Consider the following 14,443-nt stretch of genomic DNA (forward strand, 5'->3'; position numbering starts at 1 on the left):
GGGTGCACCGTCCCATAGCCCTCCTCTCCGGATATGCGAAACACTGACCCAAGTGCCAGTGATCCGCATCGCCTTCACACCCAGATGACCCTGCCCTCTCGCAGCCAAAAATGCGACTTACAGCCATTTTTTAGCCACACTGATGGGTGCAGCGTTGGCCGTCCTAAGAAATCGGTACTGCATGTCCACCTTGGCGTCACATCTTGCGGCAGTGATAGCTCTATCGTCCGACCACAACCGCATGGACATCTGAACCCAACGCACCAATCCTCCGAGCCATCCTGAACTAGAGTTAGGGTGCGAAAAGGCAACCGGCTAGGCAGGACATCGCCCTGAACCACCTGTAATTTCCTAGCGGGCAGCAGGCCGTCGATCCAGCGATACAGAGTTCTTTTTACGGCTTTGAGCATCACACACCACCTGCCAAGTCAGCGATCCCGAGCAGCGGCTCAGCGGCGCCAAGCGCAAGCCCTGGATCTGAGGTCTTCGGAAAGTCATTTTCAGCGGTGAACTCCTGCTCCGCTTCTCTGAACTTAATCAAGGTTCGCGCGTAGTTGCAGTTTGGCTCTTCACGCATTGGAAATGCTCTGGCCAAAAACTCCATCACGCATGAAGATGCCGCGAGCATGTTCAGGGAAATCACAGCGGGAGCTTCCTCATGGAACCCTCGAATGTACCCATGCTGAAGCTGCTGCTGATAGGCGTCAGGATTCGCAGCCAGAAGACTCTCGGCGCGAAGCGATTCACCGGTGTAGACCTCACGATCAGAGAGAGATGATCCACCAGGCTGCACGTAATCTATACGGCCATAAACTCCTGCGATCATCACTCCCAACTCATCTTTCATCGTAGGAATGAGCACGCCAACATCAAGGAGCGGGATGAGAAAACGGCTAGCGATTCGATCAGCGATCATCCTGGCGTATCGCGTGTCCACACAGCAGAAGAGAATGTCCGCATCAGCAGCCGCTAATACTGCCTCACGAGTCCCAATCGATTTTGCAATCGGGCGGGCCACTCCTTTACCCCGCACACGTTCGATGGAGCTCGCGAACATCTCCACCTTGAATACCGAGGAGGCCGCATCCTCCAGGGTGCTGTTGAGTATCCGGTTGAGATTGCGCTCCTCAACGCGATCATGGTCAATCAAGATGATCTCGCCAAAGCCCAAACGGGTAACTTGCTCGGCCACAACTGAGCCCGTGCCAGAGACCCCGATGACGGCCACACTCAGCTTCGCCAACGCCTGAGTCATTTCAGAAGTGAATGCCATCGGCGCTCCAGATCTATCGTCCAGGACTGCATGGCCTTCGACTCCGTCGAAATACAACCGTATGTCGTCACCGATTACTGAGACCAGCCGTACATTGGTAGGGCGTTGCGAATCATCGTACGTACGAGCCACCACCCTGCCGTCTGGGATCATGACACCTGAGCCATGGATGACCTCCACTCCAGCGTACAGCGATCGCATGGTGATTTGATCGCTTTCATCATCCAGTTCTGAAAAGCCCAAGAAGCCGCCTGGGTGAGAATGGACGAGCATGATTGAAGATTGAGTTTCCTCACTCTGCGCTATAGCAAGTTCAAGGTACTCGCCAGGCCAATTCAGAAAATCCTTCTCCCTGACGCACGCTCCATGGGGTACCGGGATCACAGATTTAGCGAGCAACTTGGTGCGTTCACCTTCGTGTCGCGTGCAGATGAGGATGGCCGCTGCTTCCAAACCGTCCCCCGGGAACAGATGTTCCCGGAGTACGGAGTGCAGGGCTTCGGTCATTACGAGCGTCGCCCCAGTTTTCATTGACCAACCTCCTTGTGAAGGCAGCCTTCGACCAGAGCCAGTTGCGAAATGATGTTATCGGCATGCGGATTCCACGGGACAGTTGTCCGGTGACGTGACCACCCCTGGAAGCCCAAACCATCGATCTGAGCCGTCAGTTGCACGTTGGGAGGGAGCACACCTGTGGCCAGCGACACATGGGGGTACAAGTAGAAGCTGTCCAACGGCTCGACCGGGTAACCTGCCAGGACTTGAATTGCCAGCTGGACATATTGGTGGTTGTAGCCCGTCGGCAGTTCATAGTCGTGGATCACCAAATAACGCAGACCATCTGTGCCGATGCAGGTTTCCCAGCGCAAGCCAAGCTGGTCAAGGTACACCGTGTCAGCTGGCAGCAAGTTGAAAACACGACGGGCCGCTGTTGCGACTTCACCGTTCCCAACATCCTTAGGAGTGAACCGCAGCTTCTCAATGCCCGGAGTGCTGAGGTCAACAATCGCGTCCATGCTAGTCAGTTCGGAATGATGCCCTGCAGCCGTGAGGGTAATCTTCCAATGCTGGGAGACATCCAGCCCAGCGCGCAAAGCAGCTTCACGAACACTGATCTGTGGCTTGTCGAACTCCAAGGTACGACCTTGGATCTTGAGCTTCCAGATTGCCTTACGGATGACAAAGCGCTCAATGCCCTCCTCACCCAGGTTGATAACGTCAGCGTCTGCGATTTCACGATCAGCTTCTTCTAGCTGCTGCACTAAGCGCATGTTCTCAGCAATCTGTGCCAGCTTCCGCACTGTGTGGCCATTGATGATCTTGCACGGCCATTCGTAACGCTGACCATCGACCGCGAAGAAGTAAGAGCGATCGGATTCGACCACGATGAAGCGGCGCGACGTTGCAGCCAAATCCACAAGCTCGTCCGGGCGAACATCTTCGAAAGCCCCGGATGGAAGTGCCTGAAGAATCGTAGGCATCTGATCGGGGAGAAACCCTCCTGCACGGGCAATCTGTGTACCGATCGGCGTCTCGTCGTTGAGGGGAACTGGTTTGAATTCGAGATCCAAACCAGCGATGAAAATATGATTCTGAGTAAATTCGTTCATACGTATCTCCACACGCCTTTTCTCAGGCGTGAACAGGTGCCCTGACGGGCGTCATGAGTGCGTCAGAGCATCGAGTAGCCTTGACTACCCGACGGCGCATGAAGATACTGAATTTGTGCTTGCATTCTTCATGCACTCGCTGGGGCGCAATTGCAGTTGCGTTTCCCAGCACCTCCGACTCGGTTATCGGTTAGGTTCTTTCTTCGCTAGTCCATTCGTTCCCCCCTTGTTCCCCCTTCCGTCGTAGCGTCTCCGCTCATCCGGGCGTTAAGCCTATTCTCATTGTCATACGGTCAAGCTGACCGATTACACGCTTTGGCTTGCCTAAACATAGAGCTCAATCCAACAATATTGCTAAGCTCTACATCCCTTCCCACCGAACGCTGGCATATCAGGCCACCGAACGACGACCTCACTGTGCGCCTGATCAAGACACCCTGTCAACAGGGTTTTTTTCGTTCGGTACAGTGGTACACTCACCGAACGACTTAGGAGGTGATTACGGTGGCATCAAGCCTTGGAATGAAAATCGGCGCCAGGAGGCGAGAGCTCGGCATATCATTGGAGCGACTTGCGGAGCTATCGGACTCCAGTAAAAGCTACCTGTGGGAGCTCGAGAACCGAGACAAACCTAATCCGTCAATGGACAAGGTGAACAAGATTGCACTCGCGTTGAATCTCGCGCCTGAAACACTGCTCGGAAGCGCAACAGAAACTTCCCAAGATGTGGAAACCGACAGCGCTTTCTTTAGGAAATATCAAGCGCTTGACGAAGGTGACAAGAAGCGCCTTCGAAAAATCGTGGACGATTGGTGGGAAGACTGACGATGCAAAAGAACCCGAAGAATGAAGCAAACAAAATCACGAAGGTTCTACGTACTGCTGGATTCGACCAGTTCCCGATCAAGGTTAGGGAGGTTGCACTCGAGTACTCGAAAGCTGTGTGCCCTGAAGCACCTATTTCGGCTATCAAGCCGGTACCTATCCCTAGCTTTGAAGGCATGCTCAAAAAAAACCCCAAGGGGGACAAATGGATCATTGGCGTCAACGAAGATGTGGCGTCATCGGGGCGGATTAACTTCACGATCGCTCATGAGTTCGCTCACTACATTCTTCATCGCGATTTGCAGCAGGATTTCCAATGCGCCCCCAAGGACATGCACACCTGGGATGCACTTGGGAAGAAAATTGAAGCAGAGGCAGACGTATTCGCCTCCTATCTCCTCATGCCCGCTGACGACTTCCGTAGCCAAGTGTCCGGTCATGAGCTTTCCATAGATTTGCTCAGACATTGTGCGGATCGATATGACGTATCTCTCACCGCTGCAGCCCTCAAGTGGCGGGAGATTGCTCCTGGGCGAGTAGTCGTACTTGCCGCCAAGGATGGGTTCCTTGATTGGTCATCTTCGAATGATCGGGCATTCAAAAGCGGAGCCTACTTAGCTACCTCGAAGCACCTCATCGAAGTGCCAGCGGCATCGGTGCTCAAACGCTCAATTCGATCAGCATCGGGAGATAAGGCGCGAATTGATGCGCGAGCTTGGTTCCCGAAAGAGCCCGAAGGGATGGAAATCATAGAACACGCATTTGTGATAGAGGGGGATGGGTACAACTACACCTTGGGAATCTTGACTCTACCCGTGCGGGATCGCGAGGCGGATGACGAAGAAGATTTACTGGCCCCTCTGAGCGGAGAACCTACATTTCGCTGATACTGGCATGCCATTTCCTAGACACAGAGCATGGCCGTGCTAACCTGAAAAATCGATTACCTGAATCGAGCGGTCGGTTCGCAAAGGCGAAAGCCTCAGGTTGCTTCACCTCCTCCTCGCACGCATTTCGACGATAGTCAGCGGGCAGCCGACACCCTGACGCTTTGGAGAAGTGCTATGCGCGTTCCAATTCATCCAGACGATCTAAACCCGAAGTACGGCTTCAAACGCATCGCTAAAAAACTGCAGCGAGAGTGGCCTGGATTCAGCCCTATCCAACTTTCCTTCGCTCGTGAGATTCTTTCCAAAGGATTGGGCTACCGTGATTACTACGATGTAGTGCAGTCATCAAAAAAATGGCAACCCCAAGCTGTCCCCTCCTTCAAAGAAGAGGTGAACGTTGCCCTCATGTCGGCGATTTCAGCTGCGATTCGGGTAGATAACACGTTCGTGACGCCCCACTCAAATCTCCTGGCTCTCGTGCGGTCTCTACCTCTGCATACGTTAGTAGCTCTGAGAGGTGATCAATCGGACAAAGCTGGTGATTATCCACTTCTCGAAACATCAAATCCTTACTTCAATATTTCATTGAGCGTTGCTTTCGTTGCTACCAACATTGGTTTTTGCAGTCATACTTTCCATGGCGAACCTGATGAAAATCATTGGAGCTGCGGCATTTGCCCAAACTACATCGTGCCGCCTAGTGGGCCTCACATGGATAGACCCACTTCCCCCTGATTGCCGGATTCGCTGCGTGCCCTTCCCTGCTCGCCGGTCTGCAGCACTTCAATGTCAGAAAGTGGCACAAAGGCCTATACGACGATCAGCCGAAAAGTTTTAAGCAAACAGTAGAGTCGTTGGGCTTAGTTTGGCAGGGTACCTATCACCGAGGGATAGTCGATGCTAGGAATGTCGCGTCCATCATTAAGGAGATGCTCGGCTGATTCTTTGAGCCGGGCCTTGCCCGAAGGAGCGATGTTAACCTGCCAAAGAGACGCTGCCTAACAACGTAGCTGACATCCCCTGCATCGTTACTACCTCTCCCGGTCAGATTGCCAGAGACGGAAAGGGCAAAAGAAACGGGGAGTACACCAGCGCTCTCCTCCAGCACATTGGCGCGCCAGACTGCACCATCGAGGCCATGTTCAAGCGGGTACGCAACACGCTCAGCGTGGCAACCGGCGGAAAGCAGATTTCTTGGGAACACACCTCGCTAGCATCAGATTTTTACTTCAATCGCAGCGTCGGATCCCGGATTGACGAATACAGCACTACCGCCCTTAAGGATGCATTGTTTGAATACGATGCCTATAGGCCATCGCATGACGTTACCCACCATGCCGATCTTTTTCATTTCACGTTCCTCGAGCAGCCGGTTGTCGTTGTTAGAAATCTTCCCTATGCGGCCTGCGATTACTCACTTGCACGCCAATCAATGGGGAGTGGCAAACGTGCATCCATGGGTCGATTCTAATTCCGCTGCCTTGCGAAGTTGATTAGTAAAATGTCAACATGCCTTCGAATTATTAGAAACCTGAGGCGGACGACCCGCACAGATTCCCCGACTGAATTCGAGTGCCTGCGGTGCTTCCAGATCTGGTTTCCCTGGCTCTTTTCCTGAGGACTGTCGATAGCGGCAGCCTTTCCAAGGCCGCCGAGCAGTCCCATATCGCCCTTTCCGCAGCCAGCAGACGAATTGCTCTGCTCGAAAGCGATCTAGACGTGAAACTGTTGGATCGCGGTCAGCGAGGGGTCACCCCTACCCCGGCAGGACTTGCGCTTGCAGCACATGCCCGTCGGCTGCTGAGCGAAGCGGAACGCCTCAAAACCAACCTCTCTGACTACGCGCGGGGTGTGAAAGGGATCGTGCGCCTTTACGCCAATACCTCCACACTGACTCAGTACCTACCAAGTGAGATCGCCACTTTCTCTTCGTCCTTCCCCAACATCAGGGTTGAAGTGACCGAGCGACTGAGCAGCGACATCATCCAAGCGATATCGGAAGGGCTGGCCGACATCGGGGTCGTGTTCACCACTGAAATCCAACGCAGCGGGCTGAGATTCCTACCCTACAAGGTCGACCACCTAGTTGCCGTCATGCCGCAACATGCTGCCCTGGGCCTGCGTCGGTTGAGCCTCTCCGACCTGGTTGACTCAGACCTTGTGGTTTTGGAGAGCAACACCGCGATGCTCAAGCTTCTGGAGGAGGCGGCAGAGGCCGAGGGCAAGAAGCTTCGATTACGCGTGCAGGTGAAGAGCTTCGAAGCGATCTGCAAGATGATCGAGGCAGGTCTGGGCATCGGCATCCTCCCCAAGATCGCCGCCGAAGCCTTCGCTCAGGAGCTGAACCTTCGGCTTGTGCCGCTCGGCGATGCCTGGGCCATCCGGCAGATGTACGTCTGCTGCCGGGATGAGGAGCTACCGGTTTCAGTGCAGAAGATGCTAGACCATTTGCTGGCCGATATCGGTTAATGCCTTGGTATGAGGTCGACCAGCGAGGTGCTTTCGACTAACAGGTGTATGCACCTGTATCTGACCGTCATCCCAGGAATCCTTCGCCAGTAGAAACAGAGCAAGGCTTTGGTAACGAACGAGTAGATTACGAGAGCCGTCCTCAATAGATTTCGATAAAACATGAGCCCATGGAAATGATAAGTAAGATCGAAGTAGATGACCACGTGATCAGCCTAAATCTTGCCACTGAAGGCACACCTAATATTTTTGACGTCGACTCAATATCGCTAATTATCGGCAACAATGGCTCGGGCAAAACATCTATCTTCAGGAAAATAATCAGAAAGTTTCTACCCTCAGCAAATAGAGACCATTACTCCAGCGAGATCCACCTCGACAACGGAAAAAGCTTGTCGTTTGCAGAAATGCGCAGCAAGTGGGGAGTAATTTATTACGCCCCAGTACAGTCAGGCCGCCGCCCTCATGCAACTAGAAATTTCGTAGACATATCACCAAAATGGGGCGAATCACTCTCAGCATTTGACTTACGCCATCACACAGATATTCTCGCAGAATTCGATATCTCCCCCAAAGTATATGCTGTAAGCAGAATCAATGTGAGGGATGTATGCAAATCCCTCGTGGACGTTCTGATGGTGCAAAATTACCCTAATGAAGAGAATATCCCTTTTGCACTTATGGATATGTTTCCCGACTTATTTAACCTTCTCGACGAAAGTCGCTCAGTTAAATTGGTCGCTGCATTAGAGTCCGTCAGCCCAATCGAGTCAATGGAGGCCGAGGAGCAACGCCAGCTAGAAAAAGAAAAATTGAAAAAGAAGATTATTGAAGATTCCGCAAGCTTGCTTTACCGCCGACTTAAGTCGCAGGCGACAAGCGAACACAATCTATTTGCCCTACTTGCGGTAATCAACCATCTGCTCAAAGACATCCGGAGAAATAAAAAGGTCATACGTTTTATAATTTTTGATGCCATTGAATTACGTGACCAGTGGTTCCTGGGTGCTCAACCCCCAAGGACAGCAGAGTGTTTGAGCGACATAGAATCCCTTGAATTCTTCATGAAACAACGCTCTGCCGATACCAAACTTGGCAGTCAGTCGTATTCGGAAATCGCCCTAGAGCCTTATGAAGACTCATCCATTCTGAAACCGTCAAATCTTGAGCGTTTCTTCGATGTCGGCTTCCAAAATATGAGCTCCGGGCAATTTGCTGTCATCGCACAACTTGCACTCATTTCAGAGACAATTTCATCATATTCAAAAAAAGGGTTGAAGAAAATTCTACTCTTGATTGATGAAGGGGATGCCTTCTTGCATTTAGAATGGCAGCGCAAGTACATAGAGCAACTAAATCGAATGTTATCAAACTTAAAATACCGAGAAGGAATTTCATCTCTCCAATTGATCATTGCCACCCACTCACCACTACTCGCAACTGATATTCCTAAGCAATTCGTTTGCCGAATGGAATCTCTTGGTGAGACTGATGCACCCAGCGCATTTGCAGCCCCATTACACACATTGCTTACTCAGTCATTCGGAGCTAAGACCATTGGAGAGTTTGCGTCTGAAAAAATCAAGTCGGCAGTCGAATCGATAAAATCAGGTCACGCGAGCGAAATTGACAAATTCGTAATTGAAAGCATTGATAACCCCATCATAAAGGCTGAAGTAGACCATATTGCAAGTCGCCACCGAGGTGAAAATTGATAGCTGCCATACGAGACAACTGGAAAGCAGCAGAAAAAGACCACGAGAAATACCTCAATAAAATCATCCAAGACTTTATTGACGCCCAACATAAAGAGTGCGGCCCAAGAAAACCGGCGTTTTACTTTGTATGCAACACGAGAGAACTCATAACTTCTTCCAAGCTTTCAGACCTTCTAAAAAGCATGGAAATCCTGGAATCCTACTCTAAAGAACTAGGTGATCGAAAAGCACTTCTCATAAAAGATCTTGAGCAAATATTTAATTACGACAAGTTTATCAGCAAATATGGACAATGGAATGCCTACGCGCTATGCAAGAAATCCAAGACAAGAATCTGCCCATATTGCAACCATGCTTATGCGTTCACCATAAAAACCAAGGGAGGATCATTCCGGCCTACGCTAGATCACTTTTTCTATAAAGATGAATACCCGCATCTTGCATTAACCTTATACAATCTCGTTCCGAGCTGCTCAAGCTGCAACTCCAGCTTGAAAGGGAAGAAAGACTTCTTCAAAAACCCTCATCTGAATCCGCTATTTGACGACGAACAAATTAAATTCCAACTCGTCAGTTCCGGAAACCCTGCTGGCCTTTCTGATGCAATAACTGGTGATGACAATGGTGTAAAAATTGTCGCGCGCGCCCCGGATGAGTGTGAAAAATCCCAGAACTCTCTTAAGACATTCATAGTAAATGAGCGCTATGACATCCTGTTAATGGAAGCCGTTGATTTCTTTATTGCAAAAAGAAATCTCGAAGAAGCCAAAATAAACACCCAGCTCGGACTTTCATTTAATGAGTCTGAACTATTGAGATTTGATCGAGCCAACCACAACAAATATCTGCTAGGGAAGATGTTTGCCGATATCTATGATTCATTTTGAGATATCGCTATACGAGAGTTCCCGCTCACTGCCCACGCAGGATGCACGATGCACGATGCACGATGCACGATTGCACCTTACATGGGCAGCTGTCAAAACGTAGTCAGTCAGGCGTGACAAGTACCACATCCCTCAAATTTCATGCCGTACGGATACATTGGCAATTGTTCCTCCCTAAATCCTGAATCCACCTACAAGACGCTGAAGCCGGATAGCCTCTTCATCCAGCGCTGCGCAAGCTGCCAACGATGACTTCGCATTCTCGATGTTCTTGCCGTTCAGATCGCTGATCTGATTGATGTCTTGGTTCAGCGTGTCTACCCTGCATTCTCAGACATAAGGATGATGTTGGGCCCACGCTTACATAGGCGCTTGCAGACTGGCTCGCAGTTCAAAGCTGCAATCACGATATGGCCATGCTCAGCAGTGATTGAGCGATCCACCACAGCCAGATCACCATCGAAGATGCCAGCACCTTCCATACTGCGGCCTTCGATTCGCACCAGGTAGATATGCGGCGCGCGAATGCCCAAGATCTCATCAAGGGAGATGTGTTATTCAAGATGGTCAGCTGCCGGCGATGGAAAGCCTGCTGGCACCTTGAACGAATAGAAGGGAAGCTGAACTCCCCCTTCGACCAGAGGGCCGAGGATGGTGGCGCTCATGAGATATGCCTTAACGAAACTGTATATGCATACAGCCAACATCGAAGCGTGCTTGCGGTCAATCTTGTGTGAAGAAAATTATGACTGATGGATTCGTTGGGAACGAAATCTGGCAGTTGGCCTATACGAAAGACAGCCAAACCCAAAAGCGGCGACTCGGACACGCCTACGAATCTAGGGGTGATTCACTCAATGTCAACAGTTCCCGTTTGGGCCAGGCAATCCAACTTTTAGCTCATCAGCCAAAAAATTGTTGGTAGTATCTGAGTGGTGGCACTAAGCCACAAATTTCGATTTTTGGCGACAATCACGGAAGGGATCTCTACATGGCGATCAATGTTTTTTGGGATAACTCGAACATCTGGTTAGTAGGTCGTCGAGTCTGTGAGAAGAGAGAGCCAGGAAATGAGGGCGCATTCCGTATTCATTTTGCGAATCTCTTCTCTCACGTTGTTGGTGGACGAGATGTTGAATACGCGTTCGTTGGCGGCTCTCTTCCACCAAACAATGATGAGCTATGGGGGCGATTTGAAAAACTTGGCGCCAAGGTGGATACACAACAGCGTGGTGCATTGACTGGTGCGGAGGTGGCTGTAGATCAATCCATACATTTGGCAATGCTGGAGAGAATTACGGACTCAGAAGAGCCTGGGACGATGGTTTTACTCACTGGTGATGGGAATGGATTCATGGAAGGAAAAGGTTTTATAAAGCAGTTAGAGCGTGCAGTTAAGAAGGACTGGAAAATAGAGGTTGTAAGCTGGGATATTGGATGCAATCGTCATTTAAGAGAGTTTGCTCAGAATAACGGCACATACGTCTCGCTTGAGCCCGCATACTTAAATGTCACATTCATAAATAATGTTCGATACGCGGCAAAATTGTAAGCTTTAGCTGGACGGGCTAGAAGGTTAATATTACATCAAGACTTGCTAGGGGGCACGCTATAATGCCCCCAATCTTAAGCCATAGATCCTGCACACTTTAGATAGGATGATATAACTGACCACGTCATTTCGCAACATAGGAGAAACTTATGCTATACAAATATCTGCCTCCGGAACGAATTGATGTAATTCAAAATCTAGCGATAAGATTTACACAACTGCTCTCATTGAACGATCCATTTGAGCATAGCTTGATGATTGGATCACATGAATATGCGTTGGATGAGGTGGCTAGTAGTGACGAAGTTAAATTTGTATCGCTCTCAAGAAATCATACAAACCTTTTGATGTGGTCACATTACGCAGCATCCCACAAAGGCTTTTGTGTAGGTTTCAAAAAGAGAGACCCCTATTTTATCAGCGCTTTAAGTGTACGTTATCGACGATACCGTAGCAGTTTCAATGGCGTAAATTATAGTGCAGGAATGGCAAACGCGATTACTAAACACATTGCCCTAGAGAAAGCTATTGATTGGGCGTACGAGGAAGAGGAAAGACTTTTTCTGGATAATGTTCATTCGAAACCATTTGAAATCGGAAGTGACCCATGGGGGCGCCGTATTACTCTGAACCCCTACCCCGCCCAAAGCATTGCGGTAATTTATATAGGCTTAAGAGCCGACGAGAGCTTAATTAGGGAGCTTATTACTGCTCTTCGCAAACACAACCTAAATATTGATATTTTTAAAGCGAACCGAAACTGGAACGAGTTCGGCATTACTTTTAAGAGTATAGATCAAGAAATTTATTAATTCACCCAAAATATCCATGTTACAAAGAGTTATGAAACGCCCAAGAACAGTGCCACATTGCTGGAGGCAAGCTGATTTGCACAGGCACGTTTGAGGCATTAACAGCCACGCGACCGACGTTACCTTCCGGCATTTTTTCCGCGCCGACTGACCGGTTCTAATTGGTTATCGGTCAATCCCCATGCTGCGATCCTCCCAGCTTCTCTTGGCCAAAGGCCGTCACAGATCCAGAATCAGCTTAAATAACACGTTCTGGGTGCTTTGGCTGATAGAAAAATTCTTCATTTTGTTCCTGAAGAGCAAGATACCGCTCTACATCAGCACACTCGTGCGGTGTATATATAGTATTAGAATTGCCAACCGCCCCCATCAACACATGACCTACTATATTATCAATAAAATCGTGAGAAACCTTAAATACCTTAATTTTATTTTTGGTGGCGATATTGAGATTTTCGGGATTAGCGCTATATATCACCAAATCGGAATTATAAAACTCTCTTTTCCGGACTGAGAAACCAAAGGCCAAATTGTGAGAAAATGGAAGGTATATAATTTCACCTTCTATAGACCTGGAAAAAACATTTGGGCCAATCACAAAAACCGGTCTCGACTCAACACTATCGAATGTATATCCCGTATGATAAATTCCCTCTATATAAATACCTCCAAACAAATGCTCCCTTAGCACACTCAAAGACTTCGACAACACAGGAAGACCTTTAGACTCAGCCAAAATAAATAGAACAAATAAAACCTTACAAACCTGACCCTTATCTGAAGATGAGTTTACCGCTCTAACAACCTTCTCAGACAACTCCCTACCATATAGCTTCAAAACATCGTCAGGCATCCCACTTATAGCAGACTTTACTTCGGAAAAATTATCTTCCAAACCCTTCATCAAACTCGAAAAAAAAAGCTCTTTGCCATCGTATTTATGCTGTGGATTGTGTAGATTCAGTATCATCTGGATAGTCATAAAGTTGACAACTGTTTCTAGACAGCTCCCTACCTCCTCGACACGTAACAACAAAGAAAAATCATGATCACGAATGAAGCGATTGAAAACTTCAGATGTTTTCAATTCATATTCGCTCAATTCTTGCTCAATATCAAAGAGCTCCCCGGTCTCTCCATCAACTAACGAAAAGCAGCTTTTTGCCACACCTACAGATGCAATTGGTAATGGGAACTCCTTGACCACATTTTGTTTATTTTCGTCGAGATAAACTGTGTGACACCACACTCTTTTCTTTCCTTTCTCCGCTTGAGCAGTGTCATCACTTCTAAAATTCCTTAACACCCACTGAGGCATTACATGCTGCTTTATAGTATGACCCATGCTCAATCACTTCCCTAAACATAGAAACAACGAAAATAAATTATACTTTATAAAAACCCAGTAAAATGCAAAACCCCAGTCAAATGCGTTTTCTGCTAACACGCTACCTTTGAGGTCAGGTTCGATGCAATAGCTGGTCAGAGTGAATGCAAACTGGCGAGTAACTTCCCATCAGTCGGGCAATCGTTTCTTCGCGTAAGCGTCCAGCCTTACTGCGCAGTATATTCAATCGATAAATACATTAGCGGCATATCCAGCAGCACCAAGCGATTTAGTTAGCGCATGATAGCCTCATTCTGAGAATCCACCTTGAGCACAACCAGCGAACCCAACGATTTCCACGCGATGATCAACGCACCAAAATTTTCGGACGACCCGGTCGGCGTCAAATGAAAGCGATGGCAGCTCAACGCTGAAGGCATCTACAAAAGCACATCCAAAGAGGCGTTGCTTGAAGCCGAAGGCTACATTCATGGCCTTGTGGACGCCGGGCATTTGTCCGCGAGAGACACTGACCGCGACTAACTCATTTTGAGCATCGTCCAACGGCGGCGCGATTTTCTTAAGAAGCTGCTGAGCGAGTACGGTTACTGAGCCAAGGCGAGCTGTGCACTCGCCCCGCAGCAAAGTGAGCATCACAGGACAAAGGTTGTGTGAAGCGCTCCACGTTACTGGTTCGGAGCGCTTCTCAACATAACCGTAAAAAGCCATAGCATGCGACTGTCAGTGGTCTGACGGATCGCGAGAAATGAGCTTGTCCTGAACCGACTTCCATTCTTCCATCGAAACCAGCACTGCAGTTCGACTCTCCCCCTTGATGAAAACGGGTTTTCGACCCGCGATTACTTGCTCCAAGAGCTCGTCAAAATCGTCGATTGCTCGAGTAACTGTCCATTCCTATCTGCCATGCAATCTGTTCTTTCACACGATCAAGAATGGCGTAGTCCATCTACCAGGGTACGATCGGACGATTGGAGAAGCTTGCGAAAGGTACCTCTGCCGAAGCCTCGATTGAAGCTCGCGATGACGTAATGACCATCCTCGGTATTGAGCACCCAGAAA

At 49.1% G+C, this 14,443-nt stretch carries 14 protein-coding genes and 2 pseudogenes; 9 read left to right on the forward strand and 7 right to left on the reverse strand.

Going from position 1 to position 14,443, the window contains the following annotated elements:
• Positions 1-74 precede the first annotated feature (74 nt).
• Genes HX790_RS29600 through HX790_RS17205 form a run of 3 tightly spaced genes read right to left on the reverse strand, consistent with a single transcriptional unit; the run spans position 75 to position 2,883 of the window.
• On the reverse strand, positions 75-410 hold the full coding sequence (locus tag HX790_RS29600) for a DUF6527 family protein (RefSeq protein WP_232966840.1): 336 nt from the start codon (positions 408-410) through the stop codon (positions 75-77).
• Positions 410-1,780: a ThiF family adenylyltransferase gene (locus tag HX790_RS17200; RefSeq protein WP_256349319.1), complete on the reverse strand. Its 1,371-nt coding sequence runs from the start codon at positions 1,778-1,780 to the stop codon at positions 410-412. The genes HX790_RS29600 and HX790_RS17200 overlap by 1 nt, the downstream gene beginning before the upstream one ends.
• 20 nt (positions 1,781-1,800) lie before the next feature.
• Positions 1,801-2,883 (reverse strand): multiubiquitin domain-containing protein, encoded by a 1,083-nt coding sequence (locus HX790_RS17205; RefSeq protein ID WP_176991819.1) that lies wholly within the window; start codon positions 2,881-2,883, stop codon positions 1,801-1,803.
• Positions 2,884-3,387: 504 nt separating this feature from the next.
• Here HX790_RS17205 and HX790_RS17210 point away from each other — a divergent pair.
• The 7 genes from HX790_RS17210 to HX790_RS17240 all read left to right on the forward strand — a co-directional run bounded on the left by HX790_RS17210 (position 3,388) and on the right by HX790_RS17240 (position 9,672).
• The gene (locus HX790_RS17210) at positions 3,388-3,708 is read left to right on the forward strand and encodes a helix-turn-helix domain-containing protein (RefSeq protein WP_332874467.1); all 321 of its coding nucleotides are present in this window, start codon (positions 3,388-3,390) and stop codon (positions 3,706-3,708) included.
• Positions 3,709-3,710: 2 nt separating this feature from the next.
• Positions 3,711-4,595 carry an ImmA/IrrE family metallo-endopeptidase gene (locus HX790_RS17215; protein ID WP_176991820.1) on the forward strand — a complete coding sequence of 295 codons (885 nt, stop codon included), beginning with the start codon at positions 3,711-3,713 and terminating at the stop codon, positions 4,593-4,595.
• A gap of 177 nt (positions 4,596-4,772) precedes the next feature.
• Positions 4,773-5,333 carry a hypothetical protein gene (locus HX790_RS17220; RefSeq protein ID WP_160042036.1) on the forward strand — a complete coding sequence of 187 codons (561 nt, stop codon included), beginning with the start codon at positions 4,773-4,775 and terminating at the stop codon, positions 5,331-5,333.
• A 280-nt stretch (positions 5,334-5,613) separates the two neighbouring features.
• A complete protein-coding gene (locus HX790_RS17225; RefSeq protein WP_369683594.1) occupies positions 5,614-6,069 on the forward strand; it encodes a caspase family protein in 456 nt (151 codons plus the stop codon).
• A 110-nt stretch (positions 6,070-6,179) separates the two neighbouring features.
• Complete coding sequence (locus HX790_RS17230) at positions 6,180-7,067, forward strand: LysR family transcriptional regulator (protein ID WP_176991821.1); 888 nt, start codon at positions 6,180-6,182, stop codon at positions 7,065-7,067.
• A gap of 176 nt (positions 7,068-7,243) precedes the next feature.
• Positions 7,244-8,782, forward strand: coding sequence for an AAA family ATPase (locus tag HX790_RS17235; protein ID WP_176991822.1), 1,539 nt, complete (start codon positions 7,244-7,246; stop codon positions 8,780-8,782).
• Positions 8,779-9,672, forward strand: a complete 894-nt coding sequence (locus HX790_RS17240; RefSeq protein ID WP_176991823.1) for a hypothetical protein — start codon at positions 8,779-8,781, stop codon at positions 9,670-9,672. The genes HX790_RS17235 and HX790_RS17240 overlap by 4 nt, the downstream gene beginning before the upstream one ends.
• A 326-nt stretch (positions 9,673-9,998) precedes the next feature.
• On the opposite strand, the pseudogene HX790_RS17245 reads toward HX790_RS17240, so the two are convergent.
• Positions 9,999-10,337: pseudogene (locus HX790_RS17245) on the reverse strand (LexA family protein); the annotation flags it as partial.
• 326 nt (positions 10,338-10,663) lie between these two features.
• Here HX790_RS17245 and HX790_RS17250 point away from each other — a divergent pair.
• The gene (locus HX790_RS17250) at positions 10,664-11,224 is read left to right on the forward strand and encodes an NYN domain-containing protein (protein ID WP_176991824.1); all 561 of its coding nucleotides are present in this window, start codon (positions 10,664-10,666) and stop codon (positions 11,222-11,224) included.
• Between the two features lie 149 nt (positions 11,225-11,373).
• Complete coding sequence (locus HX790_RS17255; protein WP_176991825.1) at positions 11,374-12,036, forward strand: DUF2971 domain-containing protein; 663 nt, start codon at positions 11,374-11,376, stop codon at positions 12,034-12,036.
• Between the two features lie 238 nt (positions 12,037-12,274).
• Here HX790_RS17255 and HX790_RS17260 read toward each other — a convergent pair whose 3' ends face one another.
• From HX790_RS17260 to HX790_RS29885, 3 genes and pseudogenes are all read right to left on the reverse strand, one after another.
• Entirely contained in the window at positions 12,275-13,381 is a 1,107-nt protein-coding gene (locus tag HX790_RS17260; protein WP_176991826.1) for a hypothetical protein, read from the reverse strand.
• A 291-nt stretch (positions 13,382-13,672) separates the two neighbouring features.
• Positions 13,673-14,092, reverse strand: a complete 420-nt coding sequence (locus HX790_RS17265; RefSeq protein ID WP_176991827.1) for a hypothetical protein — start codon at positions 14,090-14,092, stop codon at positions 13,673-13,675.
• Positions 14,093-14,104: 12 nt separating this feature from the next.
• A pseudogene (locus tag HX790_RS29885) lies at positions 14,105-14,263 on the reverse strand (hypothetical protein); the annotation flags it as partial.
• Positions 14,264-14,443: the final 180 nt, after the last annotated feature.

It is taken from the genome of Pseudomonas sp. IPO3747 (assembly GCF_013385245.1).
Taxonomy (GTDB): Bacteria; Pseudomonadota; Gammaproteobacteria; order Pseudomonadales; family Pseudomonadaceae; genus Aquipseudomonas; species Aquipseudomonas edaphica.